The 17,164-nt window shown below is 64.5% G+C and carries 18 protein-coding genes, 1 tRNA gene and 1 pseudogene; 8 read left to right on the top strand and 12 right to left on the bottom strand.

The genetic code is table 11. The annotated features are described in order from the left end of the window. Positions 1–1,468 precede the first annotated feature (1,468 nt). The 4 genes from AB4Y91_RS07295 to AB4Y91_RS07280 all read right to left on the bottom strand — a co-directional run bounded on the left by AB4Y91_RS07295 (position 1,469) and on the right by AB4Y91_RS07280 (position 4,517). Positions 1,469–2,368, bottom strand: a complete 900-nt coding sequence (locus tag AB4Y91_RS07295) for an isoprenylcysteine carboxylmethyltransferase family protein (protein WP_441417772.1) — start codon at positions 2,366–2,368, stop codon at positions 1,469–1,471. A 136-nt stretch (positions 2,369–2,504) separates the two neighbouring features. Next, positions 2,505–2,792 carry a hypothetical protein gene (locus tag AB4Y91_RS07290; protein ID WP_441417771.1) on the bottom strand — a complete coding sequence of 96 codons (288 nt, stop codon included), beginning with the start codon at positions 2,790–2,792 and terminating at the stop codon, positions 2,505–2,507. Between the two features lie 608 nt (positions 2,793–3,400). Further along, positions 3,401–3,943: a GNAT family N-acetyltransferase gene (locus AB4Y91_RS07285; RefSeq protein ID WP_441417770.1), complete on the bottom strand. Its 543-nt coding sequence runs from the start codon at positions 3,941–3,943 to the stop codon at positions 3,401–3,403. A gap of 22 nt (positions 3,944–3,965) precedes the next feature. Further along, the gene (locus tag AB4Y91_RS07280) at positions 3,966–4,517 is read right to left on the bottom strand and encodes a cysteine hydrolase family protein (protein ID WP_441417769.1); all 552 of its coding nucleotides are present in this window, start codon (positions 4,515–4,517) and stop codon (positions 3,966–3,968) included. 89 nt (positions 4,518–4,606) lie between these two features. Between AB4Y91_RS07280 and AB4Y91_RS07275 the strand changes: the two genes are divergently transcribed. Then, positions 4,607–5,023 (top strand): DUF3054 domain-containing protein, encoded by a 417-nt coding sequence (locus AB4Y91_RS07275; RefSeq protein ID WP_441417768.1) that lies wholly within the window; start codon positions 4,607–4,609, stop codon positions 5,021–5,023. Between the two features lie 87 nt (positions 5,024–5,110). Then, on the top strand, positions 5,111–5,392 hold the full coding sequence (locus AB4Y91_RS07270; RefSeq protein WP_146337532.1) for an Lrp/AsnC family transcriptional regulator: 282 nt from the start codon (positions 5,111–5,113) through the stop codon (positions 5,390–5,392). Positions 5,393–5,432: 40 nt separating this feature from the next. Here AB4Y91_RS07270 and trpD read toward each other — a convergent pair whose 3' ends face one another. Then, a complete protein-coding gene (gene trpD, locus AB4Y91_RS07265) occupies positions 5,433–6,491 on the bottom strand; it encodes an anthranilate phosphoribosyltransferase (RefSeq protein WP_441417767.1) in 1,059 nt (352 codons plus the stop codon). 112 nt (positions 6,492–6,603) lie between these two features. On the opposite strand from trpD, the gene ctaE reads away from it, so the two are divergent. From ctaE to qcrB, 4 genes are all read left to right on the top strand, one after another. Beyond that, positions 6,604–7,278: an aa3-type cytochrome oxidase subunit III gene (gene ctaE / locus AB4Y91_RS07260; RefSeq protein WP_217500973.1), complete on the top strand. Its 675-nt coding sequence runs from the start codon at positions 6,604–6,606 to the stop codon at positions 7,276–7,278. Positions 7,279–7,364: 86 nt separating this feature from the next. Then, positions 7,365–8,153, top strand: coding sequence for a cytochrome bc1 complex diheme cytochrome c subunit (gene qcrC, locus AB4Y91_RS07255; RefSeq protein ID WP_441417766.1), 789 nt, complete (start codon positions 7,365–7,367; stop codon positions 8,151–8,153). Positions 8,154–8,254: 101 nt separating this feature from the next. Next, positions 8,255–9,325, top strand: a complete 1,071-nt coding sequence (gene qcrA, locus AB4Y91_RS07250) for a cytochrome bc1 complex Rieske iron-sulfur subunit (RefSeq protein WP_441417765.1) — start codon at positions 8,255–8,257, stop codon at positions 9,323–9,325. After that, on the top strand, positions 9,303–10,982 hold the full coding sequence (gene qcrB / locus AB4Y91_RS07245; protein WP_441417764.1) for a cytochrome bc1 complex cytochrome b subunit: 1,680 nt from the start codon (positions 9,303–9,305) through the stop codon (positions 10,980–10,982). Before qcrA ends, qcrB begins: the two co-directional genes overlap by 23 nt. 79 nt (positions 10,983–11,061) lie before the next feature. Here the strand turns inward: qcrB and AB4Y91_RS07240 are convergent, their stop codons facing one another. Further along, complete coding sequence (locus AB4Y91_RS07240; RefSeq protein ID WP_441417882.1) at positions 11,062–11,829, bottom strand: GntR family transcriptional regulator; 768 nt, start codon at positions 11,827–11,829, stop codon at positions 11,062–11,064. A 228-nt stretch (positions 11,830–12,057) separates the two neighbouring features. Here AB4Y91_RS07240 and AB4Y91_RS07235 point away from each other — a divergent pair, with 228 nt between their 5' ends. Beyond that, positions 12,058–12,348: an HPr family phosphocarrier protein gene (locus AB4Y91_RS07235; protein WP_441417763.1), complete on the top strand. Its 291-nt coding sequence runs from the start codon at positions 12,058–12,060 to the stop codon at positions 12,346–12,348. 90 nt (positions 12,349–12,438) lie between these two features. Here the strand turns inward: AB4Y91_RS07235 and AB4Y91_RS07230 are convergent, their stop codons facing one another. The 4 genes from AB4Y91_RS07230 to AB4Y91_RS07215 all read right to left on the bottom strand — a co-directional run bounded on the left by AB4Y91_RS07230 (position 12,439) and on the right by AB4Y91_RS07215 (position 16,041). Then, positions 12,439–12,840, bottom strand: a complete 402-nt coding sequence (locus tag AB4Y91_RS07230; RefSeq protein ID WP_441417762.1) for a cytochrome c oxidase subunit 4 — start codon at positions 12,838–12,840, stop codon at positions 12,439–12,441. Continuing rightward, on the bottom strand, positions 12,837–14,561 hold the full coding sequence (gene ctaD / locus AB4Y91_RS07225; protein WP_441417761.1) for an aa3-type cytochrome oxidase subunit I: 1,725 nt from the start codon (positions 14,559–14,561) through the stop codon (positions 12,837–12,839). The genes AB4Y91_RS07230 and ctaD overlap by 4 nt, the downstream gene beginning before the upstream one ends. A gap of 12 nt (positions 14,562–14,573) precedes the next feature. Then, complete coding sequence (gene ctaC / locus AB4Y91_RS07220; RefSeq protein ID WP_441417760.1) at positions 14,574–15,446, bottom strand: aa3-type cytochrome oxidase subunit II; 873 nt, start codon at positions 15,444–15,446, stop codon at positions 14,574–14,576. A gap of 205 nt (positions 15,447–15,651) precedes the next feature. Then, positions 15,652–16,041, bottom strand: coding sequence for a HesB/IscA family protein (locus AB4Y91_RS07215; protein ID WP_138769282.1), 390 nt, complete (start codon positions 16,039–16,041; stop codon positions 15,652–15,654). 139 nt (positions 16,042–16,180) lie between these two features. Here AB4Y91_RS07215 and AB4Y91_RS07210 point away from each other — a divergent pair, with 139 nt between their 5' ends. Beyond that, positions 16,181–16,435, top strand: a complete 255-nt coding sequence (locus AB4Y91_RS07210; protein ID WP_441417759.1) for a hypothetical protein — start codon at positions 16,181–16,183, stop codon at positions 16,433–16,435. On the opposite strand, the gene AB4Y91_RS07205 is transcribed toward AB4Y91_RS07210, so the two are convergent. Both AB4Y91_RS07205 and AB4Y91_RS07200 read right to left on the bottom strand, forming a co-directional pair. Next, positions 16,417–16,496, bottom strand: a tRNA-OTHER gene (locus AB4Y91_RS07205). The genes AB4Y91_RS07210 and AB4Y91_RS07205 overlap by 19 nt on opposite strands. Before the next feature lie 140 nt (positions 16,497–16,636). After that, positions 16,637–16,981, bottom strand: a pseudogene (locus AB4Y91_RS07200) (peptidase dimerization domain-containing protein); the annotation flags it as partial. Positions 16,982–17,164 lie beyond the last annotated feature (183 nt).

The raw sequence follows: 17,164 nt of genomic DNA, 5'->3' as shown, positions 1-17,164 counted from the left end.
GACAGCGCAATTTCCGCATTATGGCGAAATTGTTGTTCTGATATCCGCTAATTGCTCGGGATCTTCCTGGCACGTCAGGTGGCGACGTTGTCCGCCGAATTGACACGAGGTCGGCTAATAAAGTGACCATGGACAAGAAATGCAAATTTGCAACCAACCAGCGCAGAGGCAGCAAATTCGCAGCCTGTGGCACTGGCTTCGCGCATCGGCGCTGGAATGTCTCCGGCGGCTCCAAGGTCGCACCGCGCAGCGGCATCCCGGCTGCTTCCTCCCGGCGGAAATGTCCCGGCTGCTTCATCCCGGCGCAGCCGGTGCACCAGGCGACGGACAGCAACCGCGGTCGGCACTATGGAAGCCCACTTCCGGCCCTTAACGTAACGCCGATAATCAACATTATGTCAAGTAAACGGAAAATTGCCAGGAGGGGCTTCGCCTGGTTACGGGGTGAGACGCCATGGGTCCCAAGGCCGCTCAGGTGGATTTCGCACGACAACCCATAGCGGCCACGCCATAACGGCCAGAACGCCGAATGCCTCCCAGCCGAAGCCGGCCCGGGAGATCACGTTGATGAGCACGCCGAGTAGAAGTATCAATACCCACCAGGCTGTGTAGAAGGCGCCGCGCGCCCTCCGTTTCCACCAGGAAAAACTGCCGCTGACATCGGACGGCGCCCGTTCATCTTTGGATACGAATTGGCCCACCAGGAGGCCCACGGCCATGGAGGTCACAACGACTTCGGGAACGAGACCAAGGGCAAACGCTCCAGCGGCGACCACCACGGCCACCCAGACTAGAAACCCGCAGGCCGCGGCGAACGAACGGGCCGGGACTTCCCTCCCCCTGGATCGTCATGAATGAATAGTACCGACGACGGCCGAATGGCAGTTCCCACGAAGCCAGCTCAGTACGAACCACCTTTGATGTTTGCGGCGCCGCTCGCCACACAAGACCTTCGTGAAGGAAAGCATGCCGCTAAGGGGTTCGGTCCTGCGGCCCTCTCCCCTGCCAGATAACCGGCAGGCCAACAACCAACCCGATTACTGTGGCGGGCACCGCAATGACTCCAGCAAGATGAGGCAGCAAGCCGTCCGGTGCCGCGAGATCGGTCCAGCCAACCAGCAGTGCCGTGGCGCCGACGGCGAGCGTCCCTGGCCAGCCAAAACCCCGAAACCGTGCCCAGCCCCCCGCCGCAGCGGACGCAACAGCGCCCAGGAAGATCAGCGTATGGCCGGACCTTTCGCGTTTAAAACCATCGGAATATCCGAAGAGGAAAGCGGTGAGCCAGAGTCCCCATGCTGTTAGGCCAACGGAGACCAGGACTCCTAGAGCCCACATGCCAGTTTCCAAGCGGCGCCGGCGGAGGGAAATCATGGGCACAGCCTACGCCGGGTCCCAGTAGCCCTCGCCCCCCGGCGCCGGGTTCGGGCCGACAGCTACGGCGTGCCCGGCTGGGTGCGTCTCGCCGTCGTCATGTGCGGGATCCAGCAGCGGACCGTGTCGCAATACTGCTGAAATTCATCCACACGAGCGAGCCGGCGACTGCGTAGGCAATAACCAGCCACGACTGCATCATCACGCCTACCGCGGCGCCCTGGACAATCCCTGCGACCGCCATCGGATTGCGGATCCAGCGATACGGGCCCACGATAACCAGCCGGTTGGGCATCGCCGATGGCAGCGGCGTGCCGTGCCCCAACGTGGACATGACGATGGCCGACCAGATGCCAAGAGCGCTAGCAAGTAGCAGGACCATGGCGCCGGCTGGATTTGCAACCGGCGGAAATGGAAGGGCCACCGCCCACCGTTGTTCGAGGAACGCGAGGGCAAAAGGAACGACGGCCAGGAAGAAGCCCCAAAATATGACGATCTGCCCGAATGTTGCGGCGACATGGCTTACTGCTGCCGGGCGGCGGGCGGCCGGGCGGAATGCGAAGGGCCCGCGGATGATCCATGCGGTCGGTATGCGCCCCAGAAGCACCGCGCAAAGCGCGATCACTGAACCAGCGAAGGCCGCACCCATGGTCACCACACCCCAGCCGGCCTCGGCCGTTATGGTGGCATATGCCGCCAGCACGAAGGCGACCAGTCCGGTCCAGCTGACACTCACCACTGCGGCGGCCCGGATACCAAAAGCGGCGAGGGCTGAAGCCACGACAAATAGGGGAATGTCGAAGACCGCGACGGCGGCGGCATCAAGATTGCCGAGGGTCGCCAGGCGGATGGCCGGGGACACCAGAACCGCAATCCACCAGGACGCACCGGCGAAAGCCTGGAAGGCGAAATACGTCCGCCCCCACCAAACGAGACGCGTCACAGAACTAACCCCAGCACTGGTCCCCTTGTCCTCATGCGGTTCGAATTCATTCAACGTCTGACCGTCGACCCGGCGCGCCGGGGTTTCGTCGAGAACGATGGTGGGAAAAGCCTACCCATGGAACGCTGCAGCGTCCGGGATGCGGACTGCCCGCCGGTCCCCCAACCGGCGGGCCGCCCCAGCGCGGGAGCTAGTGGTAGTTCAGGCTGACCAGCAGCGCTTTGAGTTGTGCATATTGTTCCGTGGCCATCCACGCCTTAGCCGCTCCCCGGTTCTTGAATGCGGGGTCGTCGAAGAGCACACGGGTGACCAAGCCGCCGTTGTCAGTCGACACAACGTTGCACCAGGAGGGCACCCCGTCGCCCTGCTTCAGCGACCGAGGATCGACCAGGCCCATGAAGTAGGCGTCGCCGGCACCGGCACCATAAGATTCAACGGAGAACCCGAAGACCGGGCCGGAACCATTCGGTGCCGCCATGCCCGCGACCTCCGCCTGATCCAACACCCGTCGCGACACCGGGCCCCCGGCACAGCCCACGGGAACGCCGTTGGCCATGAGAAGCAGATCGTTGCCGGCGCCGTCCGAAACAAGAGCTTCGACACCGGGAGGCCCCGCCGGAGGAAGCGCTGTCCGCACCGTCCACGACCCCGGGTAGTCGAAGGAGATATGCCCGTCAGGGAAGGTGAACGTCTTGAGGCTGCTGGGCGCGGGCTTTGCCGCCGGCGCGTGAGTCGGTGCGGCCCCGCCCGCTCTGGTGGGCGAAGCGGCAGGCGAGGTCGCAGAGTTTGCGGTCCCCGGAGTGGACAGCGGCGAAGCGGCCAGCACCGTAGAGGAAGTGGTGGCGTCTGTCACTGCCACGTTCGGCGCGGCTGCGGGAGCAGCCCCTGGCTGTGGCCCACAGCCGGCCAGGACGAGGCTGGCGGCAAGACCGGCCATTGTTACTGCGGTGATGTACCCGGCACGATTGGATTTCATTTTTGTTACCCCCAATATCTGTGAAGGCGGGCTAATCGTCCCGCTAGATATAAGGTTTCCCGGGCGTGGCCAGAAATTACGGAGCCGCCAAAAATCTCTAAAGCCAGGCCTCAGGGCAGTGCCGGCGCGCCCTGCTCGTCTGTCTCGACCCAGTAGCGCCGCTTGCCGTTGCGGGTGTCTTCGTAGACGCCGCCGTTGCGTTCGATGGTCGCCCTGGATCCGGCGTTGTCCTCGTCGCAAGTGATCAGGACCCGGGAAATTCCGAGTTCCTTCGCCACCGGCAGGGCGTCGGCCAGTGCCTTGGCTGCGTGACCGCGGCGCCGTGCGGACGGCCTGACGCTGTAGCCGATGTGGCCGCCCTCGTTGAGGAGGAAACTGTTCAGCTCATGCCTAATGGCCAGCGAGCCCAGGAAGGTGTCGCCGTCCACAATCCACAGGTAGGTGCACGGGACGTATCCGGGCTTCCGGGGGGTCTCCGGTAACGCGTTGTTGACGAGCGCACCGACGAAGCGGCGGAAGGTGGCGGTGTCCTTGAGATCATCCAGCGGCCAGTCCTCGGCGCCGCCGCCGTCCCTGTGGGCACCGTCGAACTCTGCTGCTCCCTCCAGCCAGGAGGAGTGGTAACGGATGTCTGGAACAATGAGGCGGGCCATCAGACGATCCTATGCTCCGGGATCAGTCGAACATCACTGTATTGGTCGCCACGACGCCCGCCGCACGCCCCGGCGCCGACTGGTTTTGCCAGTAGAGGTTTGTGTGGGCGATCACCAGCTCCGGCGGCGGTGCGCCCCAAGCCGAAAGATCCTCTGTGGTGTGCGCATCACCCACCAGGGTCACGTCGTAGCCACGCACAAACGCCCCGTGGATGGTGGATCGGATGCACTCGTCCGTTTGCGCTCCCGCAACGAGGATTCGCCCGACGCCGGCAGCGGCGAGCACATCTTCAAGGTCCGTAGCCTCGAAGGAATCACCGTAGGACTTGTGCACCAGCGGTTCGTGCTCCGCCCGGAACAGCTCAGGAACATACTGCCAGGCCTCGCTCCCCCGCTCCAGCTCCGCATCCGAATGCTGGACCCAGATGATCGGGACGGCGGCCGCACGAGCCTTGTCGACGAGTTCGGCGATCTTCGCAACGACGGAATCGCGCTCGTGGGCGCCTTCCACCACCCCGTTCTGCACATCGATCACCATCAAGGCCGTGTTGGGCCGATCCGACAGCGTTGTCATGATCATCTCCTTGCTGGCAGCTGTGGTTCCTCAGGTCATCATGCTAGGCCGCGACGGCGTCCCGCAATGGCCGCAGCTAGGCTGGAGGTATGCCAGCCAACACTTCCCCGGTCCCCCCACCGCCATCGAATGCACGAGTGGCCCTGCTGGCCGCCGCCGGCGACGCCGTCCTGATCCTGCTCTTCGCCGCGATCGGACGCGACGCCCATCAGCGTGGCGAGATCATCACCGGGGTCGTGGCGACGGCCTGGCCGTTCCTCGCCGGCGCCGCCGTCGCATGGCTCGCCCTGCGCCTGTGGCGGGGTCCCCTGGCGCTCTGGCCGGCCGGCGTCGCGGTCTGGCTCGGCACGGTGGCGGTCGGCATGCTGCTCCGGGCCCTCACCGGGCAGGTTGTGGTGCTGCCGTTCGTGATCGTGGCGCTGCTCAGCCTGGCCGTTTTCCTGCTCGGCTACCGCCTTTTGTTCGCGGCCACACGGCGTCTCCGGGCAGGGCGCCGGCGGAGCTGATGCACTAGGCTTGCAAGCAGATGGCACGGCCTCAATGGGGCCAATCAACAAGCCAGCAACGGCGCACCAGATCCGAAAGGCCCCCACGTGATCACCGCTTTCGTCCTGATCAAGACAGACGCTTCCGCCATCCCGGAGACGGCTGAAAAAATCTCCGCGATTCCCGGCATCAGCGAGGTCTATTCCGTGACCGGCGAATGGGACCTGATCGCAATCGCACGCGTCGCCAAGCACGAGGAGCTCGCCGACGTCATCGCGGACAAGCTCTCCAAGGTCCCGGCCGTGGTGCACACCACCACGCACATCGCCTTCCGCGCCTACTCGCAGCACGACCTCGACGCGGCGTTCGCCTTGGGCTTCGAACAGTAGCCGGCCCAGCGGGCACGGAGCGCCGCCAGCCGGAGGGAAATTAGTCGCGGGAGAGTGCGACCCAGCGGTCCAGCACCGCGGCTGCCGCGCCCGAATCGACGGACTCCTCGGCCCGCTTCATCGCAGCTGCCATCCGTTCGGTCAGCGGACCCGAGGCGTCCAGGTCGAACGACACCAGACCGGCAGCGGCGTTCAGCAGCGTGGCATCCCGTGCCGGGCCAGGCTTTCCGGCAAGCACCGAGCGGACGACGGCGGCGTTGGCGGCAGCGTCGCCGCCGCGCAGTTCCTCGACAGTCGCCTGGCGGATACCAAGATCGCGGGGGTCGAATTCCTGCTCAATAACCTTGCCGTCGCGGATTTCCCAGATCCGCGACGGACCCGTGGTGGTCAGCTCGTCCAGCCCGTCGTTGCCGCGGAACACCAGGCCTCGGCTGCCGCGCTTGGCAAGCACGCCGGCCACCAGCGGCGCCATCCGTTCATTAGCGACGCCGACGGCGGACGCCTGGACGTGCGCCGGGTTGGTCATCGGTCCCAGGAAGTTGAAGGCCGTGGGGACACCCAGCTCGCGGCGCGCGACGGCGGCATACCGCATTGAGGGGTGGAAGACCTGCGCAAAGCAAAAGGTGATTCCAGCCTCTTCGGCGTTCCGGGCTACCCGCGGGATGGGAAGGTCCAGCCGGACACCCAGCGCCTCCAGCACGTCGGCGGAGCCCGAGCTCGACGACGCCGCCCGGCCACCGTGCTTGACCACCTTGGCGCCCGCTCCGGCCGAGACGAGAGCGGCCATGGTGGAGATGTTGACAGTATTCAGTTGGTCTCCGCCGGTGCCGACGATGTCCAGCTTTTGACCCGCGATCTCGATCGGTTTGGCGGAGTCGATCATCGCCTCGACGAGGCCCGTGAGTTCTTCCACCGTCTCACCCTTGGCGCGCAGCGCCACCAGGAAGCCGGCCACCTGGGCCGGCGTAGCTTCGCCGGACATGATGGAGTTCATCGCCCACTCAGTATCGCCGGCGCTGAGGTTCGTGCCGAGGATGAGGGCGCCAATGAGGCGCGGCCAAGTCTTGCCTACAGCCTGTGCAGATGCCTGAGAAGTCACGTTCTGATGCTATCGAGCCGGGGGCTGCAATGCCCAATGCGAAGGGGTCCCGGAACTTTTCCCCGCGATTTCGCGTCTTTGTAGAAAAAGTCCCCCCAAAACGCGGGTTGCGTTGGGCAGGACGGACTTTTACAGACATAATGTCTATGTGACATCTGCGACCCATGCCCCCAGTACCCCGGCGCACCCGACGCTGAATCGCCCGAACATGGTTTCCGTTGGAACCGTCGTCTGGCTGTCCAGTGAGTTGATGTTCTTCGCCGGTCTCTTTGCCATGTACTTCACACTCCGTTCGACTTCCGGACAGATGTGGGCCGAAGAGACAGCCAAGCTCAACTTCCCCTTTGCGCTCGTAAACACGATCGTCCTCGTGGCCAGTTCCTTTACTTGCCAGATGGGCGTCTTCGCCGCCGAACGGCTCCAGCCGCGCAGGCTCGGCGGGCCCCTGAGCTTCACCCGCTGGGGAATGAACGAGTGGTTCACACTCACATTCATCATGGGTGCGTTCTTCGTGGCCGGCCAGGCGACCGAGTACGCCATGCTCGTCTCCGAGCACGTCTCGCTCTCTTCCAACGCCTACGGTTCCGCGTTCTACATGACCACCGGCTTCCACGGCCTGCACGTCATCGGCGGCCTGATTGCCTTCCTGCTCATCATCGGACGCTCCTTCGCAGCGAAGAAGTTCGGACACTTTGAGGCAACCTCCGCGATCGTCACCTCGTACTACTGGCACTTCGTCGACGTCGTATGGATTGGCCTCTTCCTGGTCATCTACGTCCTCAAGTAGCCCCACTTGTCTCTCTTTCTACAAGAGATAGAATTTCAAGAAGCGGCTCCCGGAGCCAACGCAGGATCGAATAAAGGAACCACCACGTGAAGGCACTCTCGCAGAAGCGACGTCACCCACTGGCAGCAGTTGCACTGTTGCTGATGGGCCTCCTCATCACTGGTGGGCTGTACGCCGTCGCCACCACCGTCAACCAGGCCAAGGCCGACACCACGAGCTTCAGTGCAAGCGACGCAGAAGAGGGCGGCAAGCTGTTCGCCGCCAACTGCGCCACCTGCCACGGCATGGGTGCCAGTGGCTCGCAGGCCGGACCGTCGCTCGTCGGCGTCGGCGCCGCCGCCGTTGACTTCCAGGTTGGCACCGGCCGTATGCCCATGCAGATGAACGGCCCGCAGGCTTACAAGAAGCCCGCCCAGTTCAACGAGGAGCAGACCCACCAGCTCGCGGCTTACGTCGCTTCGCTCGGCCCCGGCCCGTCCATCCCCGAGGCAGGTGTTCTCGATGAGAGGGGCGACGCCGCCAAGGGTGGCGAGCTGTTCCGCACCAACTGCGCCATGTGCCACAACGCTGCTGCAGCCGGCGGCGCGCTTACCCGGGGCAAGTTCGCCCCGGCTCTCGCTGACGTCTCCGGCAAGCACATCTACGAAGCCATGGTCACCGGCCCGCAGAACATGCCGGTCTTCTCCGACGCCAACGTCTCCCCCGAAGGCAAGCGTGACATCATCACCTTCCTGAAGCAGATCGAAGCCAACGGCTCCCCCGGCGGCAACGACCTGGGCGCCCTGGGTCCCGTCTCCGAAGGCCTGTTTGTTTGGATTGCCGGCCTGGGCGTCATCATCGCCTTCACCATCTGGCTGACTTCGCGGACGTCCTAGACGGACCGCGGCACCTGTAAGAATTTTCTGCTGATCCGTCAGCAGTTTGAATTGAAAACTAACTCGACACTGGTCGAGACGAGAGAAGGATGAGGCGAATTATGGGCAACCATAGTGACGGCAGTCCGAACCACTCGGGCACCGTAGCTACGGCTGGTCAGAATGAGGTGGAGAAGTTCCAGGATCCTGGAATTCCTCCGCATCGTTTGCGCCTGGCTGACACGGACCCGAGGGCCGCCAAGCGAGCGGAACGGCAGGTGGCCATTCTGTTCGGCGCCTCGGTCGTTGGCACCCTGATATTCCTGGTGGCGTACTTCGCCATCGATCTTGGAAATGACTCCTCGATCGCCACTATCCGGCTGCAGAACATGCTGCTGGGTATCGGCACCGCCTTTGCCATGCTGGGCATCGGCACCGGCATCGTGCACTGGGCCAAGGCCCTTATGCCGGACCACGAAGTGTCGGAAGAGCGCCACGCCATCCGCACCGAAGAGGACCGCCTGGCCGCTGTCCGGATTGTCGACGACATCGTCGAGGAAACCGGCATCAAGCGCCGCCCGCTGATCCGCAACACCCTGCTTGGGGCCGTCGCCCTGGCGCCGCTGCCGGCCCTGGCCGTCTTCGGCGACCTCGGTCCCCGCCCGGACAACAAGCTGGCGCACACCATGTGGGCCCCGGTTGGCGGCAAGACCAAGCGTCTCACCCGCGACCCCGATGGCACCCCCATCAAGGCCTCGGACGTCACCATCGGCTCGGCTTTCCACGTCATCCCGGAAGGGCTCAACGAGCTCGAAGAAGGCAAGTTGAACGAGAAGGCGAAGTCCGTCGTCCTGCTCATGCGCCTTAACCCCGAGTCCCTCAAGCCCTCCCCGGGCCGCGAGGACTGGAGCTACAACGGAATCGTTGCCTACTCCAAGATCTGCACCCACGTTGGTTGCCCTGTTGCCCTCTACGAGCAGCAGACCCACCACCTGCTGTGCCCGTGCCACCAGTCAACCTTCGACCTGACCCAGGAATGCAAGGTTATCTTCGGCCCGGCCAGCCGGCCGCTCCCGCAGCTGCCCATCGCCGTAGACGACGAGGGCTACCTTTACGCTACGAGCGACTTCCATGAACCCGTTGGACCTAGCTATTGGGAGCGTGCTGAGCATGAGCGCAACATCAACCCCTAACGCCTCCCCCTTCGTCGCCAAGACCAAGGGCGGCCGCATTACCGATTTTGTTGACCAGCGCGTGGGCGGTTCCGGAATGCTCCGGGAATTCGGCCGCAAGGTCTTCCCGGACCACTGGTCCTTCATGTTCGGCGAAGTGGCCCTGTACTCTTTCGTCATTCTGCTGCTCTCCGGCACCTTCCTGACCTTCTTCTTCGACCCGTCGATGGCGGAAACCCACTACCAGGGTTCCTATCTGCCGTTGAAGAACGTCGAAATGTCGGTGGCCTACAGCTCGTCCCTGAACATCTCCTTCGATGTCCGCGGCGGCCTGTTCATGCGCCAGGTCCACCACTGGTCCGCGCTGCTCTTCGTAGCCTCGGTTTCGGTGCACATGCTTCGGGTCTTCTTCACCGGCGCCTTCCGCAAGCCGCGCGAAATGAACTGGGTGGTGGGCAGCGTGCTGCTCATCCTCGCCATGGCCGCCGGCTTCACCGGCTACTCCCTCCCCGATGACTTGCTCTCCGGCAACGGCCTGCGCATCATCGACGGCGTGATCAAGTCCATCCCGGTGATCGGCACCTACATCTCGTTCTTCCTCTTCGGCGGCGAATTCCCGGGCACGGCTATTATCGGGCGCCTGTACATGCTCCACATCCTGCTGGTTCCCGCCCTCATCCTGCTGATGATCGTCGTGCACCTCTTTATGGTGGTCGTGCACAAGCACACCCAGTACCCCGGCCCGGGCCGCAACGACGGCAACGTCGTCGGCTACCCCCTCGGCCCGGTTTATGCGGCGAAGGCCGGCGGCTTCTTCTTCATCGTGTTCGGCGTCATCGCGCTGATGGCCGGTTTCTTCACCATCAACCCGATCTGGAACTACGGCCCGTACGACCCCTCCCCCGTCTCGGCCGGCACCCAGCCTGACTGGTACATCGGCTTCGTTGACGGCGCCCTGCGCCTGATGCCGGGCACCTTCGGGAACTGGCACGTCGAGCAGGTCTGGTTCGGCCACGTCTTCACGTTCAACGTGCTGCTGCCGGCGCTGGTCCCTGCGGGCATCCTGTTCACCGTGATGTTCACCTACCCGTGGATCGAACGCTGGATCACCAAGGACGACCGCGAGCACCACGTCCTGGACCGTCCCCGGAACGCGCCGACCCGCACCGCCATCGGCATGGCCGGCTTCGTCTGGTACTGCGTGATGTGGGCTGCTGCTGGTTCCGACCTCATCGCCACCCACTTCCACGTGGCCTTGAACGACGTCACCTACTGGCTGCGCGCCCTGTTCTTCATTGGCCCGGTACTCGCCTTCATCATCACGAAGCGCGTCGCCCTGGCCCTGCAGCGCAAGGACCGCGAAATCGCCCTCCACGGCCGCGAGACAGGCCGCATCGTGCGGCTGCCTCACGGTGAGTTCATCGAGGTCCACGCCCCGCTGAACGAATACAAGCGCTACAAGCTGGTCGGCTTCGAATCCCCGTCGCCGCTTCCGGCCGAGCCGAACAGCCACGGCGTCGTGGACCGCAAGGAAAAGCGTCGCGCGATGCTTTCCAAGTGGTTCTTCGAGGACCGGGTCGCTCCGGCAACCCCGGCCGAACTCGCGGCGGCCCACGGCCACCACGGCGAGCACGAGTCGATCGAACCGGCTGCGGAGCAGAAGAGCCTCAGCCACTAAGACACGGCATTAGTCCACAGAAAGGCCCGGTCCACCAGGACCGGGCCTTTCTGCGTTTCCAAGGACTCCGCGCTGGTTGTCAGGGGCGGTAGCCGGAGGCGTAGTTCCGTGTGGGACGGACGCCGGGGCGCTGCAGCGGCACCCAGAGCTTGTAGCGGTCCGCCCGGTAGTAGGAGACCGAGTAGTCGACCATGGCCCGGGCCACGAAGGCGTGGCGCTGGATCTTCAGCAGCGGTGAGCCGACCTCCACGTTGAGCAGGCGCGCCGTGGACGGAGACGCAGCCGTCGCCTCGATCATGTCCTCGCCCCACTCCATCACCAAGCCGTACCGCTCGCTCAGGACGTTGTAGAGCGACGTCGGCGGCTCGCCGTCGAGCAGTCCGGGCACGCGGTGCGCGGGGATGAAGTTCTCGTCCACGCTCATTGGCTCACTGTCCGCAAGCAGGAGTCGCCGGAACCGCACGAGGGGTGTTCCCTCCTCGAGCTGCAGTTCGCGGGCCAGAAAGGCGCTGGCGTTGATCTGTTCAAAGCTGAGCACCTTGGCGGCCGGGACCATGCCGCGTCGCTGCATCTCCTCGCTATACGAGGTCAGTTTGACCTGGAGGTCCAGCTTGGGCTTGCGGACGAAGGTGCCGAGGCCCACCACGCGCTCGATCACTTCTTCGCCCACGAGCGCGTCGATGGCCTGGCGCACGGTCATCCTGGCCAGCCCGAAGCGTTCGGAGAGGTCCCGTTCGGAGGGAAGCGCCGAACCCGGCGGGCAGGAGCTGGCAATGTGGGCGCGGAGGATTTCGCGGAGCTGGACGTAGATGGGGGTGCCGCTGGTCCGGTCAATGTCACCGGCCATCCGGGCCGCGTTAGAGCCCACGGAGGCGCCTGCTGCAATCGTTCATCCCTTAAGCCTAAGGCACTTTCCCAGCAGGTCTAGACCACCCAGGTCTGCCCGGTTCGCCCGGGACTTCTCCCCCGGCTACGCTGGATATGCGCCCCGCCGGCCTGTCGTTTCCGGACCAGTTGGCCGGGGGCCCCAGCACCGGCCGGCACCGCCCGGCGCGTCACGATTGAAGGAGTTCCATTGCCAGCACGCAAGGCGGTCGTCCAGGCCTCGATCGGACTGCACGCCCGCCCCGCGGCCGCGTTTGTCCGGGCCGTGACGCAGACCGGATTCGCCGTCACGATCAGCAAGGACGGCAGGCCGGGCGTGGATGCACGGTCCCTGCTGGAGGTCATGACCGAGGACTTCGCCTGCGGTTGCGAAGTGGAGCTGGCGGTTCGGCCGGAGACGGTCCCCGACAATGCAAGTCTCGCCGACGCTGAGCGCGCCCTCACCGAGCTCTGCGCCCTGCTCGAGTCCCAGTCCGGCTGACCGGCCGCCACGCCCGCTGGGCACAGGCAAACGACGGCGGGCCCCCACCAAAAGGTGGGGGCCCGCCGTCGTTGCTGTCAGTGTCCGGCGCTAGTGCGCGTGGTCACCGCGGCTGTACTCATAGACCCAGCCCACGAGCGCCACCACGGCGAGGCCGCCGGCGATGAACGTGATCCAGAAGCCCACGGCCAGGCCGAGGAAACCGCCCGCGCATGCCAGGCCGAGAACCAGAGGCCACCAGCTCCAGGGGCTGAAGTGGCCCTGCTCGCCCGCGCCCTCGTGGATCTCAGCGTCGCTGCGGTCCTCGGGGCGCATGCCGACCCGACGGCCGGTGAAGCCCAGGTAGGCGCCGATCATACCGGCCAGGCCTGCAACCAGCAGGACACCCAGGATGCCGACCCATTCGGACCAGTGCGTCATGAAGCCGTAGACGATGGCAACTGGGACGAAGAAGAAGACTCCCAGTCCAAAAATCCTTGATTCGATTTTCACTGGGCCTGATCCTTCTGGTCGGCGTTACCGAGCGTCGCTGCTGCCGGAGCAGGCGAGTCGACGGTGTAGTACTGGGAGAGCTCGGGGTGGTGCAGGTCCAGGGCAGGACGCTCCGAGCGGATCCGCGGCAGCGAGGTGAAGTTGTGACGCGGCGGCGGGCAAGACGTCGCCCATTCGAGCGAGGCGCCGAAGCCCCAGGGGTCATCGACCGTGACCTTCTCGTTGCTGCGCCAGGTGATGTACACGTTCCAGAAGAACGGAATCAGCGAGGCGCCGAGGAGGAAGGACGAGTAGGTGGAGAACTGGTTCATCCAGGTGAAGTTGTCCTGCGGCATGTAGTCCGCGTAGCGGCGGGGCATGCCCTCGACGCCGAGCCAGTGCTGGATGAGGAAGGTGCCGTGGAAGCCCAGGAAGAGCATCCAGAAGTGGATCTTGCCGAGACGCTCGTTGAGCATCTTGCCGGTCCACTTCGGCCACCAGAAGTAGAAGCCTGCGAACATCGCGAACACCACGGTGCCGAAGACCACGTAGTGGAAGTGCGCCACGACGAAGTAGGAGTCGGAGACGTGGAAGTCCAGCGGCGGTGAGGCCAGGATGATTCCGGTCAGGCCGCCGAAGAGGAAGGTGGCCAGGAAGCCGATGCTCCACAGCATGGGGGTTTCGAAGGTGATGGAACCCCGCCACATGGTGCCGATCCAGTTGAAGAACTTCACGCCGGTGGGAACCGCGATCAGCATCGTCATGAAGGAGAAGAACGGCAGCAGGACCGAGCCGGTGACGTACATGTGGTGCGCCCACACGGTCACGGACAGTGCGGCAATCGAGATCGTCGCATAGACGAGGCCCTTGTAGCCGAAGATCGGCTTGCGGCTGAAGACCGGGAAGATCTCGGAGACGATGCCGAAGAACGGCAGCGCGATGATGTACACCTCGGGGTGGCCGAAGAACCAGAACAGGTGCTGCCAGAGGACGGCGCCGCCGTTCTCCGGGTCGAAGATGTGGGCGCCGAAGCGGCGGTCCGCGCCGAGGGCGAAGAGGGCGGCGGCCAGCGGCGGGAACGCCATGAGCACCAGAATCGCCGTGACCAGAACGTTCCAGGTGAAGATCGGCATCCGCCACATCGTCATGCCCGGGGCGCGCATGCAGATGATGGTGGTGATGAAGTTGACCGCGCCGAGAATGGTGCCGAAGCCGGAGAGCGCCAGGCCGAAGACCCAGAGGTCACCGCCCACGCCGGGGCTGAAGGTCGTGTTGGACAGCGGCGCGTAGGCGAACCAGCCGAACGACGCCGCACCCTGCGGGGTGATGAAGCCGGACACGGCGATCGTGGAGCCGAACAGGAAGAACCAGAAGGCCAGCGCGTTCAGCCGCGGGAAAGCGACGTCGGGGGCACCGATCTGCAGCGGCATGATCACGTTGGCGAAGCCGGCGAACAGCGGCGTCGCGAACATCAGCAGCATGACGGTGCCGTGCATGGTGAAGAGCTGGTTGTACTGCTCTTTGGTCTGCAGGATCTGCATGCCGGGCTCGAAAAGCTCCGCACGGATCAGCAGCGCCATAACGCCGCCGAAGCAGAAGAACACGAAGGACGAGATCAGGTACATGTACCCGATGGTCTTGTGGTCGGTGGAGGTGATCCAGTTGACGACGATGCGTCCCTTGGATTTGGGTACTACGGGAGCCTCAAGGATCCCTGAGGGCTGAGAGTAGGTCGTTGCCACTTCGCGCTCCCCTTACTTGTTCTCGGTCGGGGCCGGGTTGCGGTCGTACTCTTCGCCGAGCAGTCCGGTGTTGCCGTCCTGGCGGAGCTGTTCCAGGTGGGCCTTGAACTCCGAATCGGAGACAACCTTCACGCGGAACAGCATTTCGGAGTGGTACTCACCACAGAGTTCGGCACATTTGCCGTCGTAGGTTCCCTCTTTGGTGGGGGTGAACCGGATGTAGTTGGTCTTGCCCGGGATCATGTCGCGCTTCTGCAGGAAGGCGGGAACCCAGAAGGAGTGGATGACGTCGCGGGCGTTCAGCTCGAGGTCAACCGACTTGTTGACCGGCAGGTAAAGCGTAGGCAGCTTTTCCTTGTCCACGTTGTTGCCGGTGAGGTGCGCCTGGACGCCGGCCTCGTGGACGTCGTCGGTAACAACGTCGCCCTTCTTGTAGTTGAAGTCCCAGGCCCACTGCTTGGCTCGGACGTCGACGACGACGTCGGCCGGCTGGTCACGGTTGTCGATCGCTTGCTGGTCGCGGTCGGTGAAGTAGAAGAACACCAGGACCATAAACAGCGGAATCGTCAGGTAGAAGACCTCGAGGGGCAGGTTGAAGCTGTTCTGGCGCGGGAAACCGACCGTGCCCTTCCGCCGCCGGTACGCGACGATGACCCAAATCATCAAGCCCCAGGTGATGATGCCGACGACCAGCGCGGCAATCCATGAGTTGACCCAGAGGTCCATGATGCGGTCAGTGTGGTTGGTGGTGCCACGCTCAGTGGGCAGCCACCCTTTCTGTACCTCTGGTGAACATCCAGTCAAAGCCAACGCGCCGGCTAGTGCCAAGCCAGTGATCGTAGTGATCTGTTTGCGTCGGCTGCCGGTTCGGTTCTGCGAACTCACAGACGGCCCTTCCTACTTGTTGCTGTCGCCCGGCCGCCGTCGGCGTTCCGGGCACACTAAAAGTTTTACTACTCGGTGTAGAGCTTACCGCTCCCCGCGAGTTTTCGCCCACATGTCCGCGCCGTGCCTCGATGGAGTTTTTGGCGGTTCCCGCGGCCATCCCCTGGACGGCACTAAGGCCGGGCGGATTGCCCGGCCTTAGGCCTTAGTGGAAGGAGTCCCCGCAAGCGCAGGATCCGCCCGCATTCGGGTTGTCAATGGTGAAGCCCTGCTTCGAGATGGTGTCCTCGAAGTCGATGCTCGCGCCGCTGAGGTAAGGGACGCTCATCTTGTCCACAACGACCTCGACGCCGTCGTAGTCGCGGACGGCGTCACCCTCGAGGAGCCGCTCATCGAAGTACAGCTGGTAGATCAGCCCGGAACAACCGCCCGGCTGCACGGCAACGCGGAGCCGAAGATCAGTGCGGCCTTCCTGTTCCAGCAGGCTGCGGACCTTCCCGGCGGCCACATCGGTCAGCTGGACCTCGTGGCTGGCCAGTTCCTGGTCCGCCTGGACGGTGGTGTCGGCGCTGTTTTCATTGGTTGTAGTGCTCATGGCCTACCTTCTTACGACGGTCGTGGCGGCTCCGCCTGCGCGGTGCCCGCCCCTACTTAAACGGTATGGGCTATAGCTACATGCTACGTCGATCAGACGTGTAGCTCTAACTCCTGACGTAACCGTCAACGCCGGCTGGATGTTCCCCGGAAATGCCCACCCGGCAGAGCCGGAGATCCAGCCGGCGACCCAGCCGCAGGCGTTCCGCTTAGGCCAGGCCTTCCGCGTTCAACCGGGCCAGCAGGAACGCCTCGGCAACGATTGCGTTGCGGAAGTCGTCGAGGTGGAGCGACTCGTTGGCGCTGTGCGCCCGCGAATCGGGATCCTCAACGCCGGTGACCAGGATCTGGACGTCCGGGTACAGCTCGGTCAGGTCGGCGATGAACGGGATTGAACCGCCGATCCCGGTCTCGACAGCCGGCACGCCCCACGCCTCACCCAGCGCCCACATCGCCATGGTGGCGGCGGTGGAGGACGTGTCCGTAAGGAAGGCGTTGCCGCTCTCCCCCGGGGTGAACACCACCTCGGCGCCGAACGGCGCGTGGGATTCAACGTGCCGGCGGACCGCTTCCATGGCCTCGGCCGGGTCCTGGCCGGGGGCCAGCCGCAGGCTGAACTTGGCGCGGGCCCGCGGCAGCAGGGTGTTGGAGGCAACGTCCACGGCTGGGGCGTCGAAACCGATGATGGACAGCGCGGGCTTGGTCCACATGCGCGAGGCGATGCTCCCGGTGCCGGCGAGCTTGACGCCGTCGAGCACGGAAGCATCCTTGCGGTACTCCTCCTCGGTGAGGTCCACTTCGGCGTCGTCGCGGCTGACAAGGCCCTCGATCGCCACGCTGCCTTCGTCGTCGTGCAGGGTGGCAATCAGCCGCGCCAGCAGCGTCGGGGCGTCAAGGACCGGGCCGCCGAACATCCCGGAGTGGACCGCGTGGTCCAGCACCTTGACCTCGATGGTGCCGTCCACCAGGCCGCGCAGGCTGGTGGTGAGGGCCGGGATGCCGACCTTCCAGTTGGACGAGTCGGCGACGACGATCACGTCGGAGCGCAGCAGTTCCTGGTGGGTTTCGAGGAACGAACGGAAGGTGGGTGAGCCTGCTTCTTCCTCACCTTCGAAGAAGAAGGT

Origin of the sequence: Arthrobacter sp. YAF16 (assembly GCF_052113385.1) — a bacterium.
GTDB lineage: Bacteria > Actinomycetota > Actinomycetes > Actinomycetales > Micrococcaceae > Arthrobacter.
This window is presented reverse-complemented; position numbering and strand designations above follow the sequence as displayed.